Source organism: Billgrantia kenyensis, assembly GCF_013697085.1.
Taxonomy (GTDB): Bacteria; Pseudomonadota; Gammaproteobacteria; order Pseudomonadales; family Halomonadaceae; genus Halomonas; species Halomonas kenyensis.
In genome coordinates, this window is record NZ_JACEFT010000027.1 from 34,173 (window position 1) to 53,766 (window position 19,594).

Consider the following 19,594-nt stretch of genomic DNA (forward strand, 5'->3'; position numbering starts at 1 on the left):
CGCAGCATAGCAGGCGGGCTCAGCCGCGCCGCCGGGCCTGCTTGCGGCCTTCGAAGACGGATTCCCAGATCAGGCCGATGGCCCCCAGGGTGATGCCGATGTCGGCCACGTTGAAGGCCGGCCAATACCAGCCAGCGGCGTGGAACGAGAGGAAGTCGATCACGTAGCCATGCACCAGGCGATCGTAGAGGTTACCCAGCGCCCCACCGATGATCAGCGCCAGCGAAGCGCCGAGCAGCTTCTCGTCGGCCTTGAGCCGGCTCATCCAGAACGTCAGGCCGATGCTGGCGCCCACGGCGACCACAGCAAAGAACCAGCGCTGCCAGCCGGCGCCATCGGCGAGAAAGCTGAACGCCGCACCGGTGTTGTGCAGCAGCGTGAGGTTGAAGAACGGCAGTACCTCCACGGGCTGGCCGTAGCTCAGCAGGCTGGACATCAGCGCCTTGGTGCCCAGGTCGAGCAGCACCACGGCGATGGCAAGCCACAGCCAGCGTAGCGGCTTGCGCATCGGCGCCACCGCGGCGCCGTGGTTGGACTCCTGATCACGCATAATGGCGGGTCTCACCGGCGCCCTCCGGCAGGTTGGTGATGCAGCGCCCACACAGCTCCTCGTGCCCGGCGTGGCTGCCCACATCCTCGCGGTGGTGCCAGCAGCGCTCGCACTTCTTGTGCGGGCTCGCTGCCACGGCCACCTTCAGGCCCTCCAGCTCGGTGGCCTCGGCCTGCTGGCCCTCCGCCAGCGGCGCCAGGCGCACCTCGCTGGTGAGCATCACGAAGCGCAGCTCCTCGCCCAGCTTGGCCAAGGTCTCCTGGAGCCGGTCATCGACAAACAGGGTGACTTCGGCTGCCAGGCTGCCCTTGATCACCTTGGCGTTACGCGCATCCTCGAGACACTTGTTGACCGCTTGCTTGACCTCGAGCACCTGCTCCCAGAACTCACGCCCCATCTCGGCATCCGGTGCCAGGGTGGAGAGTCCGTCGTAGTAGGTCTCGAGCAGCACGCTGTCGCCATGCGTACCGGGGATATGCTCGTAGATTTCCTCGGCGGTGAAAGAGAGGATCGGCGCCACCCAGCGCGACAGCGCCTCGACCACGTGGTAGAGCGCGGTCTGGCAGCTACGCCGGGCCAGGGAGTCGGCCTGGGTGGTGTACTGGCGATCCTTGATCACATCGAGGTAGAAGCCGCCGAGCTCACGCGAGCAGAAGGTGTGTACCTGCTGGTAGACGTCGAGGAAGCGGTACTCCTCGTAGGCCTTCTCGATACGCGCCTGGAGCTGGGCGGCGCGGTCCACCACCCACTGGTCCAGCGCCAGCATGTCGTCGAAAGCCACGCTGTCGCGGGCCGGCTCGAAGCCGTTGAGGTTGGCGAGCAGGAAGCGAGAGGTATTGCGGATACGCCGGTAGACATCGGCGGTGCGCTTGAGGATCTCGTCGGAAACCGCCATCTCGCCGGAGTAGTCGGTGGAGGCGACCCACAGGCGCAGGATATCGGCACCCAGCTTGTCCATCACCTCCTGCGGCGCCACCACGTTGCCCAGCGACTTGGACTGCTTGCGCCCCTGAGAGTCCACCGTAAAGCCGTGGGTCAGCAGCTGACGATAGGGCGGATGGCCATCAATGGCGGAACCCGTCAGCAGCGACGAGTGGAACCAGCCGCGGTGCTGGTCGGAACCCTCCAGGTAGAGGTCGGCACGCGGGCCGCTCTCATGGCCATGGGGGTGCGAGCCGCGCAGCACGTGGCGGTGGGTGGTGCCGGAGTCGAACCACACGTCGAGGGTGTCGGTGACCTTGTCGTACTGGGCCGCTTCGTCGCCCAGCAGCTCGGCCGGGTCGAGGCGAAACCAGGCGTCGATGCCCTCGCGCTCGACGCGCTTGGCGGCCTCTTCCATCAGCTCGACGGTACGCGGGTGCAGCTCGCCGGTGCTCTTGTGCAGGAAGAACGGAATCGGCACGCCCCAGTTGCGCTGGCGCGAGATACACCAGTCGGGCCGGTTGGCAATCATGCTGTGCAGGCGCGCCTTGCCCCAGGCCGGGGTGAACTGGGTCGCTTCGATGCCTTCAAGTGCCCGCTCGCGTAGGGTGCGCCCATCCTTGCCCTTGAGGTCCATGCCCACGAACCACTGCGCCGTGGCGCGGTAGATCACCGGCGTCTTGTGACGCCAGCAGTGCATGTAGCTGTGGGTGATGACCTTGTGCGCCAGCAGTGCACCGACCTCGCGCAACTTGTCGACGATCTGCGGGTTGGCCTTCCAGATCATCTGGCCGCCGAAGAACGGCAGGTCGTCGGCGTAGACGCCGTTGCCCTGCACCGGGCTCTTGATCTCCTCGAACGCCATGCCGTGGGCGCGGCAGGTGACGAAGTCGTCGACGCCGTAGGCCGGTGCCGAGTGGACGATGCCGGTACTGCCCACCTCGGACTCGACGTAGTCGGCCAGATAGACCGGCGAGAGGCGATCGTAGAACGGGTGGCGGAACTCGATCAGGTCGAGCGCCTGGCCCTTGGCGGTGGCGATCACCTCGCCTTCGAGCTCGTAGCGCTGCATGCAGCTCTCGACCAGCTCTTCGGCCAGCACCAGCAGGCGTTCACCGGTATCGACCAGAGCGTAGGTGAACTCGGGATGCACGTTGAGCGCCTGGTTGGCCGGCACGGTCCAGGGCGTGGTGGTCCAGATCACGATGGCGGCAGGCTTGGGCAGCTCGGCCAGGCCGAAGGCGGCCGCCAGCCTGGCCTCGTCGGCAGCCGGAAAGGCGACGTCGATGGCGTCGGACTTCTTATCCTGGTACTCCACCTCGGCCTCGGCCAGGGCCGAGCCGCAGTCGAAGCACCAGTTGACCGGCTTGAGGCCCTTGAACACATAGCCGGCTTCGACCATCTCGGCCAGGGCGCGGATCTCGCCGGCCTCGTTGGCGTAGTCCATCGAGCGGTAGGGGTTGTCCCAGTCGCCGATCACACCCAGGCGCACGAAGTCAGCGAGCTGGGTCTCGATCTGGGCGGTGGCGTACTCGCGGCAAAGCCCGCGAGCCTGCTCGGGCTCGAGGTGCTTGCCGTGGGTGGTCTCCACCTTGTGCTCGATGGGCAGGCCGTGGCAATCCCAGCCTGGCACATAGGGGGCATCGAAGCCGGCCAGATTCTTCGACTTGACGATGATGTCCTTGAGGATCTTGTTGAGGGCGTGCCCGATATGGATGCTGCCGTTGGCGTAGGGAGGGCCGTCGTGAAGCACGAAGGTCTCGCGGCCGCGCCGCTCTTCACGCAGCCGCTGGTAGAGCTTCAAGTCCTGCCACTGCGACACCCGGCCAGGCTCGCGCTTGGGCAGGTTGCCGCGCATGGGGAAGTCGGTTTCAGGCAGGTTCAGTGTGTGCTTGTAGTCGCTCATATCCTGGGAGTCAGCCGTCGTCGTGGTCGGCGGAGCGTCCCGCCGAGAATTCGGAAGTCATGGCCTCGCGCGCCAGCGGCGCCGATGCCAATGGAAGAGAGTCGTCTGTTGCGCCAGGCTCCGAGGCGGCGTGACGCTCGTCGGCAAAGTAGCGACGGGCGCGCGCCTGGTCGGCCTGGATCTGCTGCTTCAGCGCATTGAAATCATCGAACTTCACCTCACCGCGCAGCCTGGCACAGGGAAACACCGTCAGCCGCTTGCCGTAGAGGTCACCCTCGTAGTCGAACAGGTGTGCCTCGAGCACCGGCCGGTCGCTGCCCACCGTGGGCCGCCAGCCGACATTGGCCACACCGGGGTGACGGCGCCCATCGGGCAGCTCGACCACTACCGCATAGACCCCGCGCAGCGAAAGCGGCAGGCGCTGCAGCGGCAGGTTGGCGGTGGGCACGCCTATCGTTCGACCCAGCTTCTGATCGGCCACCACGCGTCCACCCAGCCGATAGGGCCGGCCCAGCATTCTTGCCGCCTGGGCGAAGTTACCACTGGCCAGCAGGGTACGTACCCGGGTGCTGGAAACCCGCTCGTCGTCCAGCGCGAAGGTGCGCGTGTGCTCGACGCTGAAGCCCTCGCGGCCGCGCCGCTCGCCCTCCTCCGCCAGCAGGGAGAAATCACCGCTGCGATCGCAGCCGAAGCGGAAATCGTCACCCACCACCAGATGGCGCACGCCCAGCCCTTCGACCAGCACGCGATCGATGAATTCCACCGCGGTGAGGCTTCTCAACCGCTCGTTGAACGGCAGGCAGAGCACGTAGTCGACACCGCTCTCGCCCAGCAGGCGCACCTTCTCGCGCAGGCGGGTCAGCCGCGGCGGTGCCTGGTCGCCGGCAAAGAACTCCCGCGGCTGGGGCTCGAACACTACCACCGTGACCGGCAGGCGCAGCTTCGAGGCCTGCTCGCGGCACTGGTCGAGAATCGCCTGGTGGCCGCGGTGAACACCATCGAAATTGCCGATGGTGGCCACGCAGCCGCGATGCTCGTCGCGCAGATTGTGCAGTCCTCGAATGACTTCCATTAAATGGTCACTTGTCCTTCTGGTTGAAAAACGTGTAAAGGGGGTGATTATAGCGAACCCCTGCCCCCTTGACAGCCGGTTGCCCGGGATCGCGACACCAAGCGAACGGGGCAGACACGCGGCGTGTTCACCTCAGCCCTTCATACGAAAATGCCGCAGCCTGACACCCAGCGCCGCCAGCCAGGCGAAGTAGGCCGCCGCCCCGGCCACCACCAGCAGCGCCAGCCACTGCACCCGCGTCCAGACGCCCCAGCCGAGCCACTGCTGCCAGTCCGGCGCCAGCCAGGCGAGCCCCACGCCCATCACCGCACAGCCGCCGACAAGCTGGACCGCATAGCGCCCCCAGCCGGACTGGAACACCAGCACGCCCTGCTTGTAGAGCAGCCAGCCCAGCAGCCCGGCGTTGAGGAAGGCGGACAGTGCAGTGGCCAGGGCCAGGCCGGCGTGGGCCAGCGGCCAGACCAGAATCAGGTTGAACACCATGTTAGCGACCATGGCGATGATGCCGATCTTGACCGGGGTCTTGGTGTTCTGGCGGGCGAAGAAGCCCGGCGCCAGCACCTTGATCAGCATGAAGGCGACCAGGCCTAAGGCATAGGCGCGCAGGCTCATCGCCGCCATGGCGATGTCATGCTCGGTCATGGCGCCGTAGTGGAACAGCGAGATCAGCAGCGGCTCGGCCAGTATCGCCAGCGCCAGGGCCGCCGGCAGCCCCAGCAGCAGCACGGCACGTACCGCCCAGTCGAGCATGGCGGCAAAATGCTCGCCCGACTGCTCGGCGTGGCGCTTGGAAAGCGCCGGCAGGATCACGGTGCCGATGGCAATGCCGAAGACGCCGAGCGGCAGCTCGACGAGGCGATCAGAATAGTAGAGCCAGGAAACGCTGCCGGGTGCGAGCAGCGAGGCCAGCACGGTGTCGAGCAGCAGGTTGATCTGCGACACCGAGACACCGAACAGCGCCGGCGCCATCAGCACCAGAATGCGCTTCACGCCCGAATGGGCGAAGTTGGGCCAGGGCCGTGGCATCAACCCCAGCCGCACCAGGAACGGCACTTGAAAGGCAAGCTGCGCCACACCGGCAATCAGCACGCCCCAGGCCAGCGCCATGGCCGGCTCGCTCATCAGGGGGGTAAGCAGCAGTGCCGCCCCGATCAGCGAGAGATTGAGCAGCACCGGGGTGAAGGCCGGCACGGCAAAGCGGTTCCAGGTGTTGAGCACGCTGCCGGCAAAGGCGGTGAGCGACACCAGCAGCAGGTAGGGAAAGGTCAGCCGCAGCATGTCGGCGGTGAGCGCCAGCTTGGCCGGGTCGCGCCCGAACCCCGGGGCGAAGAGCCACACCAGCCAGGGCGCGGCGAGCATGGCCAGGGCGGTGATCAGCGCTAGCACTGCCGTGAGGCTGCCGGCCACGGCATCGAGCAGCTCGCGCACCTCGCGCTTGCTGCCACGGGTCGCGTATTCGGAGAGCACCGGCACGAAGGCCTGGTTGAAGGCGCCCTCGGCGAACAGACGACGCATGAAGTTGGGGATCTTGAACGCCACGAAGAAGGCATCGGCCCCGCTGCCGGCACCGAACAGGGTCGCCACCACCACGTCGCGCACCAGCCCCATGACCCGCGACAGCATGGTCATGGCACTGACCACCAGGCCGGAGCGCATCAACCCGCCGGCCTTGGGTGCCACGGCACGGTCGTCATCGGCCACCCTGGGGGTGGTCGACTCGGTGCCCTCGGGCAGCTTCTCGGGTTTCGTCACCGTTTCACTTCCTCAGCCATCCTCTCTCAGCTGACTCTTCTTCAGGCACAAAAAAACCGGCCGTAGCCGGTTTTTCGCGAGCGTCGCCGAGCGTGGCCCATGGCCGTTGCGTTCGCGACGTCTCCTGGCGTCCGGCTTACGCAGCCAGCGCCTTAATTCGCTTGTTCAGGCGGCTCTTCAGGCGCGCAGCCTTCTTCTTGGAGAGCACGTCCTTGTCGGCGATACGGTCGATGACCGGCTGCGCCTTCTGGAACTCGCTCACTGCGGTGGCGTGATCGCCGCCGTTGATGGCCTTGATGACGCGCTTCACGTAAGTACGCACCATGGCGCGCTGGCTCGCCTTCAGAACACGGCGACCTTCCGCCTGACGGGCACGCTTGCGGGCTTGCTTGCTGTTTGCCACTGACTATCTCCTGGAAAACTTTAACGCCGCCCGATCTGGGGCGGCATCGATAACGATTTGTCCGGCCTGGAAATTTCGCATCCCTGCCGGTCTAGCCTTTTCGACAACGCCAGGGTTGTCGACGGGCCGTGTCTGAGAGGATGGCGCATCCTACCACAGATGCGTGCCACCATGCTACAGGCCGCGAACGGCCTGGCTCACAGCACGACCAGGTTGTCGCGATGAATCAGCTCCGGCGCTTCCATGTAGCCCAGGATCGCCTCGATCTGGTGACTCGGCTGGCCAAGCAGCCGGCGCGCTTCGTCGGCGCCATAGTTCACCAGCCCCTTGGCGATTCGATGGCCCTGCTCATCGACACACAGCACCATGTCGCCGCGCACGAAGTCGCCGGTGAGCGCCTTGACCCCCACCGCCAGCAGGCTCGAGCCGCTACCGCGCAGCACCTTCACCGCCCCGGCGTCCAGCGTCAGGCTACCGCGCACCTGCAGCTGGCCGGCCAGCCAGCGCTTGCGTGCCGCCATGGGCGCCTCCTCCGGACTCAGCAGGGTGCCCAGCGACTCGCCTTCGGCCAGCCGGGTCAACACCTCGGGCTGGCGACCGCTGGCGATCGCCGTGACCGCGCCGGAGCGCGCCGCCAGCCGCGCCGCCTGTACCTTGGTGACCATGCCGCCGCGCCCCAGCGCTCCGCCGCCGCCGGCCATGGCCGCCAGTGCCGGGTCGTCGGCGCGCCCCTCGCTGATCAGCCTGGCCTCGGGGTCATGCCTTGGGTCGGCGTCGAACAGCCCCTCCTGGTCGGTGAGGATCACCAGCACCTCGGCCTCGATCAGGTTGGCTACCAGCGCCCCCAAGGTATCATTGTCACCGAAGCGGATCTCGTCGGTCACCACGGTGTCGTTCTCGTTGATGACGGGCACCACGCGCAGATCGACCAGGGTGCGCAGCGCCGAGCGGGCGTTGAGGTAACGCTTGCGGTTGGAGAGATCGTCGTGGGTCAGAAGCACCTGGGCGGTAAGCAGGCCGTGACGCGCGAAGTGGTGCTCATAGCACTGGGTCAGGCCGTTCTGGCCCACGGCGGCGGCGGCCTGCAGCTCGTGCACCGCCGAAGGGCGCACCTGCCAGCCCAGGCGCACCATCCCAGCAGCCACGGCACCCGATGACACCAGCACCACCTCGATGCCCTGACGATGCAGCACGGCGATCTGGTCGACCCAGCCGCCGATCGCCGCCTCGTCGAGCCCGCGCCCGTCGTTGGTCAGCAGCGCACTGCCGATCTTCACCACCACCCGGCGAGCGCCACGCAGCGCATCGCGACCCGGAACCCGCTCGCTCACACTCTGCTCTCCCATCCAGCAATAAGCCCCCATCTCAGCGCAACTGAGCGCCTCACTCTACATATTCGACTTCGACGTCATAATCATCATCGTCGAAGTCATCGTCGTCATGATCGCAGCGCTTGCGCTTGCGACCCAGCCGCGCCTCGGTGCGCGCCACCGCCTCGGCCTCCATGCGCTCGCGCATTTCGCGCTCACGCTCGGCGGCCTCTTCGTCCTCGTGCTCCAGCCGGCGCTGCTCGGTGAGCCAGCGGTGGGCCGCCTGCACCAGGGCATCGGTGCCCTCGCCGCTGATGGCCGAGATGCGATAGACCGGCCCCTCCCAGGCCAGGCCTTCGACGATGGCCGCCACCCGCGCCTCGCGCTCCTCTTCCGGCACCAGGTCGAGCTTGTTGATTACCAGCCAGCGCGGCCGTTCGGCCAGGGTCGGCGAGAACTGCTCGAGTTCATGAGCGATGGCCTGGGCCGCCTCGATCGGGTCGGACTCGTCGAAGGGCGCCACGTCGACCACATGGAACAGCAGACGCGTACGTGTCAGGTGCTTGAGAAAGCGCAGGCCCAACCCGGCCCCATCGGAGGCCCCCTCGATCAGCCCCGGCACATCGGCCATCACGAAGTGCTCGTGCATGCCCAGCTTTACCACGCCGAGGTTGGGCACCAGGGTGGTGAAGGGGTAGTCGGCGACCTTGGGCTTGGCCGCGGAAACCGAACGAATCAGGGTCGACTTGCCGGCATTGGGCATACCCAGCAGGCCGACATCTGCCATCACCTTCATTTCCAGGCGCAGGTTGCGACGCTCGCCGTCGGTACCCGGCGTGGTCTTGCGCGGCGCGCGGTTGGTCGACGACTTGAAGTGAATGTTGCCAAGTCCGCGACGCCCGCCCTGGGCCACCAGCACCTGCTGACCGATCTCGGTGATATCGGCGATCACCTCGAGGGTGTCCTCGTCGATCACCGTGGTGCCTACCGGCACCTTGACCACCAGGTCGCTGCCGGCGCGGCCGCTCATCTGACGCCCCTGGCCGGGGCGGCCGCTCTCGGCCTGGTAGAAGCGCTGATACTTGAAGTCGATCAGTGTGTTGAGCGAATCATCGCCCACCAGGTAGACGCTGCCGCCATGCCCGCCGTCGCCGCCGTCGGGACCACCCTTGGGCACGTACTTCTCGCGGCGGAAGCTCAGGCAACCGTTACCGCCCCTGCCGGCCTCCACGATGATCGAGGCTTCGTCGACGAACTGCATGTGTGACTCTCCCGACGGACGCTACCGTCATGATACAAGAAGGCCCCGCCTGGGCGGGGCCTTCCATTACCGGTCCGTGCGGTCTCAGGCAGAGACGACGCTGACGAACTTGCGGTTCTTCGGACCCTTGGTCTCGAACTTGATCACACCGTCGCTCAGGGCGAACAGGGTGTGATCGCGGCCGACGCCGACGCCGGTGCCGGCGTGGAAGCGGGTACCGCGCTGACGCACGATGATGTTGCCGGCGGTGACGACCTGGCCACCGTACAGCTTGACACCAAGGCGTTTGGATTCGGAATCGCGGCCGTTACGGGTAGAACCGGCTGCCTTCTTATGAGCCATTGCAAAGTCCTCGCTCGTTAAGGGGAAGCCGCTTAGGCGGAAATCCCGGTGATCTTGACTTCAGTGAACCACTGACGGTGGCCCTGACGCTTCATGTGATGCTTGCGACGACGGAACTTGATGATGCGGATCTTCTCGCCACGGCCGTGGGAGACGATCTCGGCAGCCACCTTGGCACCGTCGACCAGCGGGGCGCCAACGGTCACGTCGTCGCCATCGGCAACCAGCAGAACCTCGTCGAATTCGACGGTTTCGCCAGTGGGAATTTCCAGTTTCTCAAGTTTGAGAGTCTGGCCTTCCTGAACGCGGTACTGCTTGCCACCGCTCTTGATAACTGCGTACATGGATCTCTCTCCAGAACTCATCGGGGTTGGCTCTTCATCGGCCTGCTTCGAGTGGCGCCCCTTTCGGCAGCCATCTGACAGGGAGCATGATGAGTGGGTCGCGCATTATAACGATGACTTGCAGGCCGTTCAAGCACCTCCTGCCCTCGGCCACTCCCGCGAGACATCCTTCCACCAGGCGCACCGCGGCACAGCTTGACGCCCACATGGGGGGGCCATAGCATGAGCCGCAGCCCAAGGCCACTGCCATGCCCGGCATGCCGGCCCAACAGCCCAAGACACTGCCCCATGCCAGCCAACGCCTCTAATTCCTCGACCGACAGCAACGCCTCCGCCTCGCCCCTGCATGCGGCGGTCGCCGACGATTTTGCCGCGGTCAATCGCACTATCATGCAGCAGCTGGCTTCGCGGGTGCCGCTGGTGGAGACCATCGGGCAGTACATCATCGCCAGCGGCGGCAAGCGCCTGCGCCCGCTGCTGGTGCTGCTCGCCGCCCGCGCGCTGGGCTACCAGGGTGACAAGCACATCTCGCTGGCCACGCTGATCGAGTTCATGCACACCTCGACCCTGCTGCACGACGACGTTGTCGACGAGTCTCACATGCGCCGCGGGCGCGCCACCGCCAACGACGCCTGGGGCAATGCTCCCTCCGTGCTGGTGGGCGACTACCTTTACTCCCGCTCCTTCCAGATGATGGTGGAGATCGGCTCGCTCAAGATCATGGACGTGCTCTCCAGCGCCACCTGCGTGATCGCCGAGGGTGAGGTGCAGCAGTTGACCAACGTGGGCAATCCCGACATTGACGAGGCGGTCTACTTCGAGACCATCCAAGGCAAGACCGCCATGCTGTTCGAGGCCGCCACCCACAGCGGCGCCATCCTGGCCGGGGCCGACCCGCAGCAGGAGGCCGCGCTGCAATACTACGGCCGCTACCTGGGCCTCTCCTTCCAGCTCGTCGATGACCTGCTCGACTACCAGGGCGACGCCAAGACCATGGGCAAGAACGTGGGCGACGACCTCGCCGAGGGCAAGCCAACCCTGCCGCTGATCCAGGCCATGGCGGCCGGCACTCCTGACCAAGCCAGGCTAGTGCGCCAGGCCATCCGCAAGGGTGGACTGGACCACCTGGAAGAGGTGCTTGCCATCGTGCGCGATACCGGGGCGTTGGACTACACCCGGGCGCGGGCCGAGGAGATGTCGGCCAAGGCCCTGGAGCAGCTCGACTCGCTGCCGCCCAGTCGCTTCCGTGACAGCATGGCCGACCTCGCCCGGCTCGCCGTCGAACGCCAGAACTGAGCGTCGCCCCACCCCGCCCAGGGGCTTGCAAGGCCAGGGGTTTTGCGTATAATGCCCATCCGTCGGCTCTTGGAGAGTCGGCCTCGAGCAGCCGACTGAGCGGCTCGAAGCGCAAGAAACGGAGTATAGCTCAGCTTGGTAGAGCGCTGCCTTCGGGAGGCAGAGGTCGTAGGTTCGAATCCTGCTACTCCGACCAAAGAATTTAGCATAAACCGCCACTTACGGATCATACCGGGTGGCGGTTTTGCGTTGCGTCCCGCTCTAGGTAGCAAATAGGTAGCAAGCAGCGAAGCCTGCCTTCTGAGCAGACCAACCATGCGGCACGACTAAAGATACCTCGCCTTCGATTGCGCGAGAGTACCCGCCTGCCTAAGGTAACTGAACGTAACCTCTCATCCTTCAGACCTAAGGAAGATTCATGCTCGCCTTACCGTTACGTTCAGCCCTGCTGTGCTCAGTCGCCATTCTCGTTTCTGCATGCGCCGCACCCAAGCAACCCTACTGGTATAAAGAGGGCGTCTCGGCTGAGGACACTCGCTCAGCCTATGCCGAGTGCCGCTATGAGATCGGCATGTCCGACAAGACCCAAGCCGAGGGTCAGCAACTCCTGAACTATTGCATGGAGCGTCACGGCTTCCGGCTGCGCCGATAGAGGATTTGGCCAAAGATTTCATGGTCTTCCTGCGCCAAGTTTGGTGAGATGGGTGCCAGTCACCACGGCCGCTCGATGCGGCCGGCTCATCGCAAAGGGAACCGCTGTACATGATCCTCACCCTCAACCAGCTGGAGCGGCACCTGTTCAAGGCCGCGGACATCCTGCGCGGGCGCATGGACGCCTCGGAGTTCAAGGAATATATCTTCGGCATGCTCTTCCTGAAGCGTTGCTCGGACGTCTTCGAACAGCGCCAGGAGGAGGTTCGCACCCAGCTCAAGGAGGCAGGCGCCGGGGAGATCGATATCGCCCATCAAGTCGAGTTCCCCGACTGGTATCGCGCCACCTTCTACGTGCCGCCGCAGTCGCGCTGGTCGCACCTGCTGAAGGAGGCCCACCAAGGCGTCGGCAGCGCGCTCAACAAGGCGCTGGCCGGGCTTGAGGAGCATAACCAAAGCCTTAACGGGGTGCTTGAGCACATCGACTTCACCCGCAAGGTGGGCTCCACCACCCTGCCGGACAAGAAGCTCCGGGATCTGATCGTCCACTTCAGCGAGTACCGGCTGCGCAACGAGGATTTCGAGTTCCCCGACCTGCTGGGCGCCGCCTACGAGTACCTGATCCGCGACTTCGCCGATTCCGCCGGCAAGAAGGGCGGCGAGTTCTACACCCCGCGCCCGGTGGTCCGCATGATGGTACGGCTGATGGCCCCCCAGGAGGGCCACAGCGTCTACGATCCCTGCATGGGTTCGGGCGGTATGCTGATCCTCTCCAAGGAGTACCTCGAGGAGCAGGGCGGCGACCCGCGCCGGCTCAACCTCTTCGGCCAGGAGGCCTCCGGTTCGGTGTGGGCCATCGCCAAGATGAACATGCTGCTTCATGGAGTAAGTAGTGCCGACCTGCAAAACGATGACACTCTAACCGACCCGCAGCATGTCGAGGGCGGCGAGCTGAGGCGCTTCGACCGTATCCTCACCAACCCGCCCTTCTCCATCGGCTACACACCGAGCCAGCACTTCCCCGAGCGCTTCCACTACGGCAGCGTGCCGGAGGGGGCCAAGAAGGCCGACCTGATGTTCCTGCAGCACATGGTCGCCTGCCTCAAGTCCGACGGCCGCCTGGCCACCGTCATGCCCCACGGCGTGCTGTTCCGCGGCGGCGACGAGAAGCGCATTCGCGCCGGCATGTTGGAGGACGACCTGGTGGAGGCGGTGATCGGCCTGGCCCCCAACCTCTTCTACGGCACCGGCATCCCCGCGAGCATCCTGGTGCTGCGCGCCAAGGGCGCCAAGCCCGAGGAGCGCCAGGGCAAGGTGCTGTTCATCAACGCCGACCGCGAGTTCTTTGAAGGCCGCGCCCAAAACCACCTGTTGCCCGAGCACATCGAGAAGATCGCCAGCACCTATGACGCCTTCGAGGACGTGCCCGGCTTCGCCCGGGTGGTGCCCCTCGCGGAGCTGCGCGACAACGACTACAACCTCAACATCCGCCGCTACGCCGACAACACCCCGCCGCCGGAGCCCCAGGACGTGCGCGCCCACCTCAAGGGCGGCGTGCCGGTGGCCGAGATCGACGCCAGGCGCCCGCTGTTCGAGGCCCAGGGCCTCGACCCCATGGCGCTCTTTATCCCCAGGGCGAACGATCCCGATTATGTGGACTTCGCCGAGCCCCTGAGTGAGAAGCGCGACCTCAAGCCCGCTATCGAGGCCGACGCCGGCCTGCAGCACAAGGAGGCCAGCGTGATGGCCGCCTTCGAGGCCTGGTGGGCCGAGCACGGCGCCAGCATCACCGGCCTGACCGGCAACGGCGGTCGCCTCACCCAACTGCGCGACGAGCTGCTGGGCAGCTTCACCGCGGCCCTGGAGCCCACTGCCATGCTGGACCGCTTCGCGGTGCGCGGCATCATCGCGGGCTTCTGGTTCGACAACAAGAACGAGTTCCGCACCCTGCAGGCCCGCGGCTGCCTGGGCGTGGTGGACGCCTGGCGCACCAGCATCGTGAGCCTGCTGGAGGACGAGCAGAGCAAGGCCAACCCGCTGGACCACCGTCTGGTCCACTTCCTGCTGGAGGAGTACGTCGCCGAGCTCGAGGCACTCGCCGCCCGCAAGGCGGAGCTGGACGCCCAGATCAAGGCCGCCGAGGCAAAGCCCGAGGGCGATGACGGCGATGAAGCGGAAGCCAGCGACGGCGAGGACGACGACGCCCCGACGCCGGAGCAGATCAAGGCCTGGAAGAGCCAGCGCGCCCAGGTGCGCAAGCAGCACAAGGCCAAGGTCGCCAGCTTCGAGGAGCACCTCAACGCCGCCGTAGACGCCCTGGATGAGCCCGCCGCCGCCGAGCTGGTGGGGACCATTCTGCACAACGACCTCAAGGGCATCCTCGAGCGCTACATCCGCCAGCAGCGCCAGCAGGTGATCGCCGCCTTCGAGACCTGGTGGGACAAGTACCGAGTGACGCTGGCCGATATCGAGGCAGAAAGGGATGCCGCCGCCAGGGAGCTGCAGCAGTATCTGGAGGGGCTGGGGTATGTCTGAGTGGACCCACTGTCAGCTGTCTGACGTTTGTGAATTTTTCATCGGAGGCACACCGTCTAGAAACCAGCCGGAGTTCTGGGCGACACCACCCAACGGCTCGCCGTGGCTAGCTATTTCCGATTTAAAATCAAAATTTCTTTTGGGATCAAAAGAACATATTACTGAGCTGGGCGCCCTTTCTAGCAATGTAAAGCTGATACCTTCTGACTCGACGGTAATGAGCTTCAAGCTCAGCATCGGACGAACAGGCATTACAAAAAAACCCATGTACTGCAATGAGGCCATTGCTTTTTTCAAGCCGCATGAGGGTGAGCTGAGCTCCCGATGGCTCTACCACTCCATACCCACGGCAGCAAACAGGGTCGTCACTGACAGCGCGGTGAAAGGAGCAACCCTTAATAAGAAAAAAATTGCCGAAATTCCGCTTCACCTTCCTCCCCTTAATGAGCAAGTGGGTGTGGCTAATGTCCTCGACACCCTCGACATCCAGATCCAGAAGACCGAGGCGCTGATAGCCAAGCTGGAGAAGGTCAAGGAGGGCCTGCTCCACGACCTGCTGACCCACGGCATCGACGAGAGAGGCCTGTTGCGCCCTAGCCCCGAGCAGGCGCCGGAGCTCTACAAGGAGTCGCCACTGGGGTTGGTTCCGAGGGAGTGGGAGTGCGGCTCACTTGGCGAACTATCAACCAGCTCTGTTATCGGGCCCTTTGGCAGTGACTTGGTGGCCTCTGATTACCGGCCAGAGGGAGTCCCAGTCGTCTTCGTCAGGGATGTGGTATCCAAGACGTTTACATGGAAGAGCGAAGTATATGTTGACCATCTGAAAGCAGCTTCGCTGTCAGCGCACGATGTCATTGCTGGTGATGTACTGCTCACGAAGATGGGTTTACCGCCCTGCATTGCCTGCACCTATCCGAGTGAGTTTTCAGAAGGTATTGTCACTGCCGATATTGTTCGATTAAGGCCCGACAAAAGCATGGTTCTGCCGGACTGGATTTCCAATTATGCTAATTCTGAGCATGTTGCTTCCCAGGTGAGGGCTATAACGTCAGGAGTCACCAGGCCAAAGGTGACTCTAAGCGACGTCAGATCCCTAAAAGTAGCTGTGCCGCCATTGAAGGATCAACGCGCTATTCTTCTCAGGGTTTCTGAAGCCAGCCGGAGGGTTAATGCAGCTCGTACGAGCCTCAGTAAATTGCTTTCTGAAAAATCCGGCCTAATGGACGACCTCCTTACCGGCCGCGTCCGCGTCACTCCGCTGCTCGAGCAAGCCCAGGCCAGCACCCCGGCATAGACCGGGGCTTCAAAAAAATCAGGACCACATCGCACAGGGAACTGCTATGACCACCTTCGACAGCACCAAACGCTCGCTGCCCGAGCTGCTCAAGGACATCACCACCGGCAAGATCCAGCTCCCCGACTTTCAGCGCGGCTGGATACCAGAGGCGCATGGCGAGCTACAAGGCGGGCAACTAAAATGATAGTAAGACGACCAATGAATGAATGCAGGGAAGCCCCATGATCAACGTGCCGATTCCTGACTGGACCACTGAAGGCGTGCTGCCGCCGGTGGATGCGAATAGCCCGACATCGCCGGCTCGCTCTCCCTACGAGGTTTCGCTGGTCGATCTCGTCCAGCGCTACGGCACTTCACAGGAGCGCATCAGGATACTCGATGGCTTTCTGCGCTACCGCCAAGGCCTGCATGATGTTGGGCTAACCCAGGGGTTTCAGTGGCTGGATGGAAGCTATGTGGAGCACGTAGAGGCAATTGAGAGACGGCCTCCGAATGACATTGACGTGGTTAGCTTTATCGAGTTTCCCGAAGGAATGGATGAGCGAACAATTCGAGATCGCTTTTCTGATGCGATTGGTTTATCAAGAAGCAGCAGAATGCTCATCAAAAGGGCATTCATGGTTGATGCCTTCATGGTGCCTCTCAGTTCCATATCTGCGGGAGAGCTGGTGGAGCTTAGCACCTACTGGTATAGCGTCTGGTCTCACCGTAGAGATAGAGCGTGGAAGGGGTTTCTTCAGGTCTCACTTTCGCCAGCTCATGAAGCGAGGCAATGCCTTGATGCCCTCGCTGGTCAGGAGGATGGCTCATGAACCGTCAGGAATACATTGATCTTCAAGCCGAATGCAACACGCTCAGGGGGATGCTGGCAAAGATACCTGAAGACCGTGTGCTCTCAAGGGCCAGCTTGGAAATTCGCCTTGATGAACTTGAAGAAAAGCTGGCAGATGCCCCTGCCATAGAGTACGAGCCTGCCAAGGCGGTACTAACATTCAGCGGCCGCCCTGTAACAGGGTCAGAGGGAATTTTGGCTGCTTTCGCTTCCAAGGCGCTTTCTTCGTTTTCGGAGGCAATTACCGCTGTCGGCGCCTCGCTGCACGCCACGCTGGCAGCCACGGGACCGGTGCCTAATCGCGACCAGTATCAGATGATGATCACCGGTACTGCGCGTGGCTCATTTGGCTTTCAGCTTCAGGACGCTACAGCACAGCTAGAATTTGATGAGGAAAGCACCGTCGCCAAGGCTCTGGAGGCAACGCGCTCCTTGCTTGATGGAAGTATCGGCGTAGATGATGAGCAGCTGGCAGAAGCCGCCGCCGATATGGATCAGCGGGCTCTGGACAAAATCCGGGGCTTTGTCAGTGTTCTGAATGACTATGAGGCTGTTTGTTCACTCAAACACGCCGATAAATCATTCCGCTTCAGAGATTCGAGTCAGGTCAAGCGCAGCCTCGAACGGCTAAGCACAGAGTATCTATCCGAGAGCGAGCAGGTGCTCTCGGTAGTTTTCGGTGGCGCCCTGCCGCACAGGGGAAGCTGCGAGTTCCAGGTCGAAGGTGACAGGGAATGGCTCACGGCCAAGATAGGGCCAGGCGTTAAAGCTCCCGATTCCATCAATGACCATCGCGGCCAGGTGGTCAAGGCGAAGATGCTGGTGACCCAGGCAGGGCGCGGCAGACCCCGCTATAAGCTGCTGGCGCTACCTACATGGCCAGCCAGTCAAACGTCGGAATGAGCCTATGAGCCCCCACTCAACCATGGTGCCTTTATCACACACCCTGATGGCGGAGCTGGTTCGCCGCTATTGGGTGCTGGGTATCGAGTGTTCGATGCTTGAGGTGCAGGGCCTTGCCTGGTTGATGGCCCGCCAGTGTTGGCGCCATCAGCTACCAGTCCCTTTTGATGCCATCTTCCAGGCCCAGCGCTACGGGCCTTACGCCGACGCATTGAGAGAGAGCGTGTTTGATGTGGTTGGCAACCTGCTTTGCGGTGAAGGCGAGAGAGGTTCTGACACCGTGATCGTTTGGTTGGACCAAGACCGCTTAGAGGATCTCGCCGCTAGATTGGCAGTGTCGGATGCTTCACCTTATCGAGCACCAATCGAAGCCGTCGACCTGCTGATCGACGGCTTTCAGTCACCGCTGGGCATGGAGGCGTTGGCGACGCTGGACTGGCTCATCAGCCAGGAGCATGTCGAGCCGACCGTCGAAGCCATCAAGGAGGGCTTGCGACATTGGCCCGATGACATTGCCGGCCAGCGCAAGCTGCGGCTGTTCTCGGATCGCCTCATTGCGCTGGCATTAGAGCGGCTGAGAGAAGGGTCACCGACAGCGCAGGCAATATCCACCGCTCTATAAGCAGAGGCCCTCCTTACCGCTGTCGCTGCTCAAGACCCGGCTTTGCTCATGACTGGAGATAGCAAATGTCGCCCACACGTATCGAACGTGTACGCCTTTATGAACTGGTATGGTCGCGCCCGATGAGCCACTTGGCGAAGGAGTATGGCCTTCCGAGCCAGAAACTGAAGGAGGTGTGCGACAAGGCAGGAATACCCACTCCGGCACCAGGTCATTGGCAGCGTATCGCTGCTGGTAAAAAAGTATCCCAGCCACCTCTACCTGATGCGCCCCCAGAGAACAGTTTACTAGCAATTGCTCCCTATACCCCTCGCATGAGGGCGCCGGTACCATCCGGCAATGCGCATGGTACAGATCAGGGGCTAGAGCTAACACCAGCAGCAAGACCGAAACAGAAAAAGAGAGGGGTTAGGTCTGGCCCTGACTTGGAGGTTCCAGCCAAGCTGGGACGAGCACACCCGATAATCTCAGGCTGGCAGGAGGAACACAAGCGACAAACTGAAGAGGCAAAGAAGTACCGATGGGGAGGTGTAGGCTTCGCGCCTGCCCCGCTTACAGCTATGGATCGTCGTCGCTATCGCATCCTGAGCACCCTCTTCAAGGCTATCGAGAAAGTTGGGGGCAAGGCCATTGAGGAGGAGCGCAAGGCCACCGCTATCGAGATTGAGGGGGAAAAAATCCCCTTCCAGCTTCGTGAGAAACAGAAACAGGTACGCCGCCCACTCACCGAGAGCGAAAAGCGCTGGCGCAGCTCCGGAGACCGGGATTGGCGGCAAGAGCTCAAGCCCACTGGAAAGCTGATTTTCGAGATAAAAAGCTATCTCCCCTCAGGCTTTAAAAGCCAATGGCTGGAAACTGATGAGATCTCAATGGAAAACCTCCTGCCGGAGATTTTCGACACCATTCAAAGGGTCGCACCGATACTGGCGAATAGGACAAAGGAAAGGTTGGAGAAACGGCGCCTCGAGGAGATCGCTGCTCATGAACGCTATCTGGCCGAGCAAGAACGGAAGCGTGACAACAATCGATGGCAGCGTTTTCTTGAGCTGGCAGACTCATGGCAGCAACACGAACAGGCTCGCCATTTCCTGGCAGCCTTGACACAGCTCGAGATAGAAAGGGATACAAGCGTTGGCGATATGACTTTGGCGGAGTGGCTGACTTGGGCTGAGGGTCGCTTGGCAGCAGGCAACCCGCTGAGCCACGGTGTTGAAGCTCTTTTCTCGGATATCGAGAAAATCACCAGCTACACCTCCTTCAAAAAACCTATCTACTAATGAAGTGGGCACACCCACTCCGTATCATGCGGACAGGATCGTTCACGCTATGTGAATATAAGCCTTTGGCCTGTCGCAGGCCTGCTAGCCGAATAAAAAGTAAGGATGCCATGATATGGCGGGACCTGAGTACGCAGAGGTCGAGAAACCCTTTATCGACCAATTGGTGGATCAGGGCTGGGAATTTCTGGCCGGGTCGGTGGACAACCCCGGCACCACCCACCGCGACAGCTTCTCCCAAGTTGTAATGACCCCCTGGTTTCTGCACACCCTACGCAGCTAATGCCGGGTGTGCTCGGGGTGCCACATAGCCCAGAGAC

The 19,594-nt window shown here is 63.1% G+C and carries 19 protein-coding genes and 1 tRNA gene; 11 read left to right on the forward strand and 9 right to left on the reverse strand.

Translation table 11 applies throughout. The annotated features are described in order from the left end of the window. Nucleotides 1-19: 19 nt before the first annotated feature. From lspA to rplU, 9 genes are all read right to left on the reverse strand, one after another. Complete coding sequence (gene lspA / locus H1D44_RS16970; RefSeq protein WP_181516213.1) at nt 20-550, reverse strand: signal peptidase II; 531 nt, start codon at nt 548-550, stop codon at nt 20-22. Beyond that, entirely contained in the window at nt 543-3,377 is a 2,835-nt protein-coding gene (ileS, locus tag H1D44_RS16975) for an isoleucine--tRNA ligase (RefSeq protein ID WP_181516184.1), read from the reverse strand. Before ileS ends, lspA begins: the two co-directional genes overlap by 8 nt. A gap of 10 nt (nt 3,378-3,387) precedes the next feature. Then, a complete protein-coding gene (gene ribF, locus H1D44_RS16980) occupies nt 3,388-4,449 on the reverse strand; it encodes a bifunctional riboflavin kinase/FAD synthetase (RefSeq protein WP_181516186.1) in 1,062 nt (353 codons plus the stop codon). A gap of 132 nt (nt 4,450-4,581) precedes the next feature. Then, on the reverse strand, nt 4,582-6,105 hold the full coding sequence (murJ, locus tag H1D44_RS16985) for a murein biosynthesis integral membrane protein MurJ (RefSeq protein ID WP_181516215.1): 1,524 nt from the start codon (nt 6,103-6,105) through the stop codon (nt 4,582-4,584). Nucleotides 6,106-6,337: 232 nt separating this feature from the next. After that, nucleotides 6,338-6,604, reverse strand: coding sequence for a 30S ribosomal protein S20 (rpsT, locus tag H1D44_RS16990; RefSeq protein ID WP_181516188.1), 267 nt, complete (start codon nt 6,602-6,604; stop codon nt 6,338-6,340). Between the two features lie 197 nt (nt 6,605-6,801). Further along, a complete protein-coding gene (gene proB, locus H1D44_RS16995) occupies nt 6,802-7,950 on the reverse strand; it encodes a glutamate 5-kinase (protein WP_181516190.1) in 1,149 nt (382 codons plus the stop codon). A 37-nt stretch (nt 7,951-7,987) separates the two neighbouring features. After that, on the reverse strand, nt 7,988-9,175 hold the full coding sequence (gene cgtA, locus H1D44_RS17000; RefSeq protein ID WP_181516192.1) for an Obg family GTPase CgtA: 1,188 nt from the start codon (nt 9,173-9,175) through the stop codon (nt 7,988-7,990). 84 nt (nt 9,176-9,259) lie between these two features. Beyond that, nucleotides 9,260-9,517 carry a 50S ribosomal protein L27 gene (gene rpmA / locus H1D44_RS17005; RefSeq protein ID WP_181516194.1) on the reverse strand — a complete coding sequence of 86 codons (258 nt, stop codon included), beginning with the start codon at nt 9,515-9,517 and terminating at the stop codon, nt 9,260-9,262. Nucleotides 9,518-9,549: 32 nt separating this feature from the next. Continuing rightward, a complete protein-coding gene (gene rplU / locus H1D44_RS17010; protein ID WP_181516196.1) occupies nt 9,550-9,861 on the reverse strand; it encodes a 50S ribosomal protein L21 in 312 nt (103 codons plus the stop codon). Between the two features lie 288 nt (nt 9,862-10,149). Here rplU and ispB point away from each other — a divergent pair, with 288 nt between their 5' ends. The 11 genes from ispB (at nt 10,150) to H1D44_RS17065 (ending at nt 19,557) form a co-directional block, all read left to right on the forward strand. Next, the gene (gene ispB / locus H1D44_RS17015; protein ID WP_181516198.1) at nt 10,150-11,157 is read left to right on the forward strand and encodes an octaprenyl diphosphate synthase; all 1,008 of its coding nucleotides are present in this window, start codon (nt 10,150-10,152) and stop codon (nt 11,155-11,157) included. Between the two features lie 119 nt (nt 11,158-11,276). Further along, nucleotides 11,277-11,353, forward strand: a tRNA-Pro gene (locus H1D44_RS17020). Nucleotides 11,354-11,575: 222 nt separating this feature from the next. After that, nucleotides 11,576-11,809, forward strand: a complete 234-nt coding sequence (locus H1D44_RS17025) for a hypothetical protein (RefSeq protein ID WP_181516200.1) — start codon at nt 11,576-11,578, stop codon at nt 11,807-11,809. Between the two features lie 110 nt (nt 11,810-11,919). Next, nucleotides 11,920-14,343 (forward strand): type I restriction-modification system subunit M, encoded by a 2,424-nt coding sequence (locus H1D44_RS17030; protein ID WP_181516202.1) that lies wholly within the window; start codon nt 11,920-11,922, stop codon nt 14,341-14,343. Continuing rightward, nucleotides 14,336-15,637, forward strand: coding sequence for a restriction endonuclease subunit S (locus tag H1D44_RS17035; protein ID WP_181516204.1), 1,302 nt, complete (start codon nt 14,336-14,338; stop codon nt 15,635-15,637). The genes H1D44_RS17030 and H1D44_RS17035 overlap by 8 nt, the downstream gene beginning before the upstream one ends. A gap of 46 nt (nt 15,638-15,683) precedes the next feature. Further along, nucleotides 15,684-15,824, forward strand: a complete 141-nt coding sequence (locus H1D44_RS17040; protein ID WP_181516217.1) for a hypothetical protein — start codon at nt 15,684-15,686, stop codon at nt 15,822-15,824. A gap of 37 nt (nt 15,825-15,861) precedes the next feature. Then, the gene (locus tag H1D44_RS17045; protein WP_181516205.1) at nt 15,862-16,452 is read left to right on the forward strand and encodes a DUF6932 family protein; all 591 of its coding nucleotides are present in this window, start codon (nt 15,862-15,864) and stop codon (nt 16,450-16,452) included. Beyond that, on the forward strand, nt 16,449-17,375 hold the full coding sequence (locus H1D44_RS17050) for a hypothetical protein (protein ID WP_181516206.1): 927 nt from the start codon (nt 16,449-16,451) through the stop codon (nt 17,373-17,375). Before H1D44_RS17045 ends, H1D44_RS17050 begins: the two co-directional genes overlap by 4 nt. A 4-nt stretch (nt 17,376-17,379) precedes the next feature. Then, nucleotides 17,380-17,997 (forward strand): phosphate phosphatase, encoded by a 618-nt coding sequence (locus H1D44_RS17055; RefSeq protein WP_181516207.1) that lies wholly within the window; start codon nt 17,380-17,382, stop codon nt 17,995-17,997. A gap of 65 nt (nt 17,998-18,062) precedes the next feature. Continuing rightward, entirely contained in the window at nt 18,063-19,274 is a 1,212-nt protein-coding gene (locus H1D44_RS17060; protein ID WP_181516208.1) for a hypothetical protein, read from the forward strand. Between the two features lie 115 nt (nt 19,275-19,389). Beyond that, nucleotides 19,390-19,557: a hypothetical protein gene (locus H1D44_RS17065; protein ID WP_181516209.1), complete on the forward strand. Its 168-nt coding sequence runs from the start codon at nt 19,390-19,392 to the stop codon at nt 19,555-19,557. The last annotated feature ends 37 nt before the right edge of the window (nt 19,558-19,594 follow it).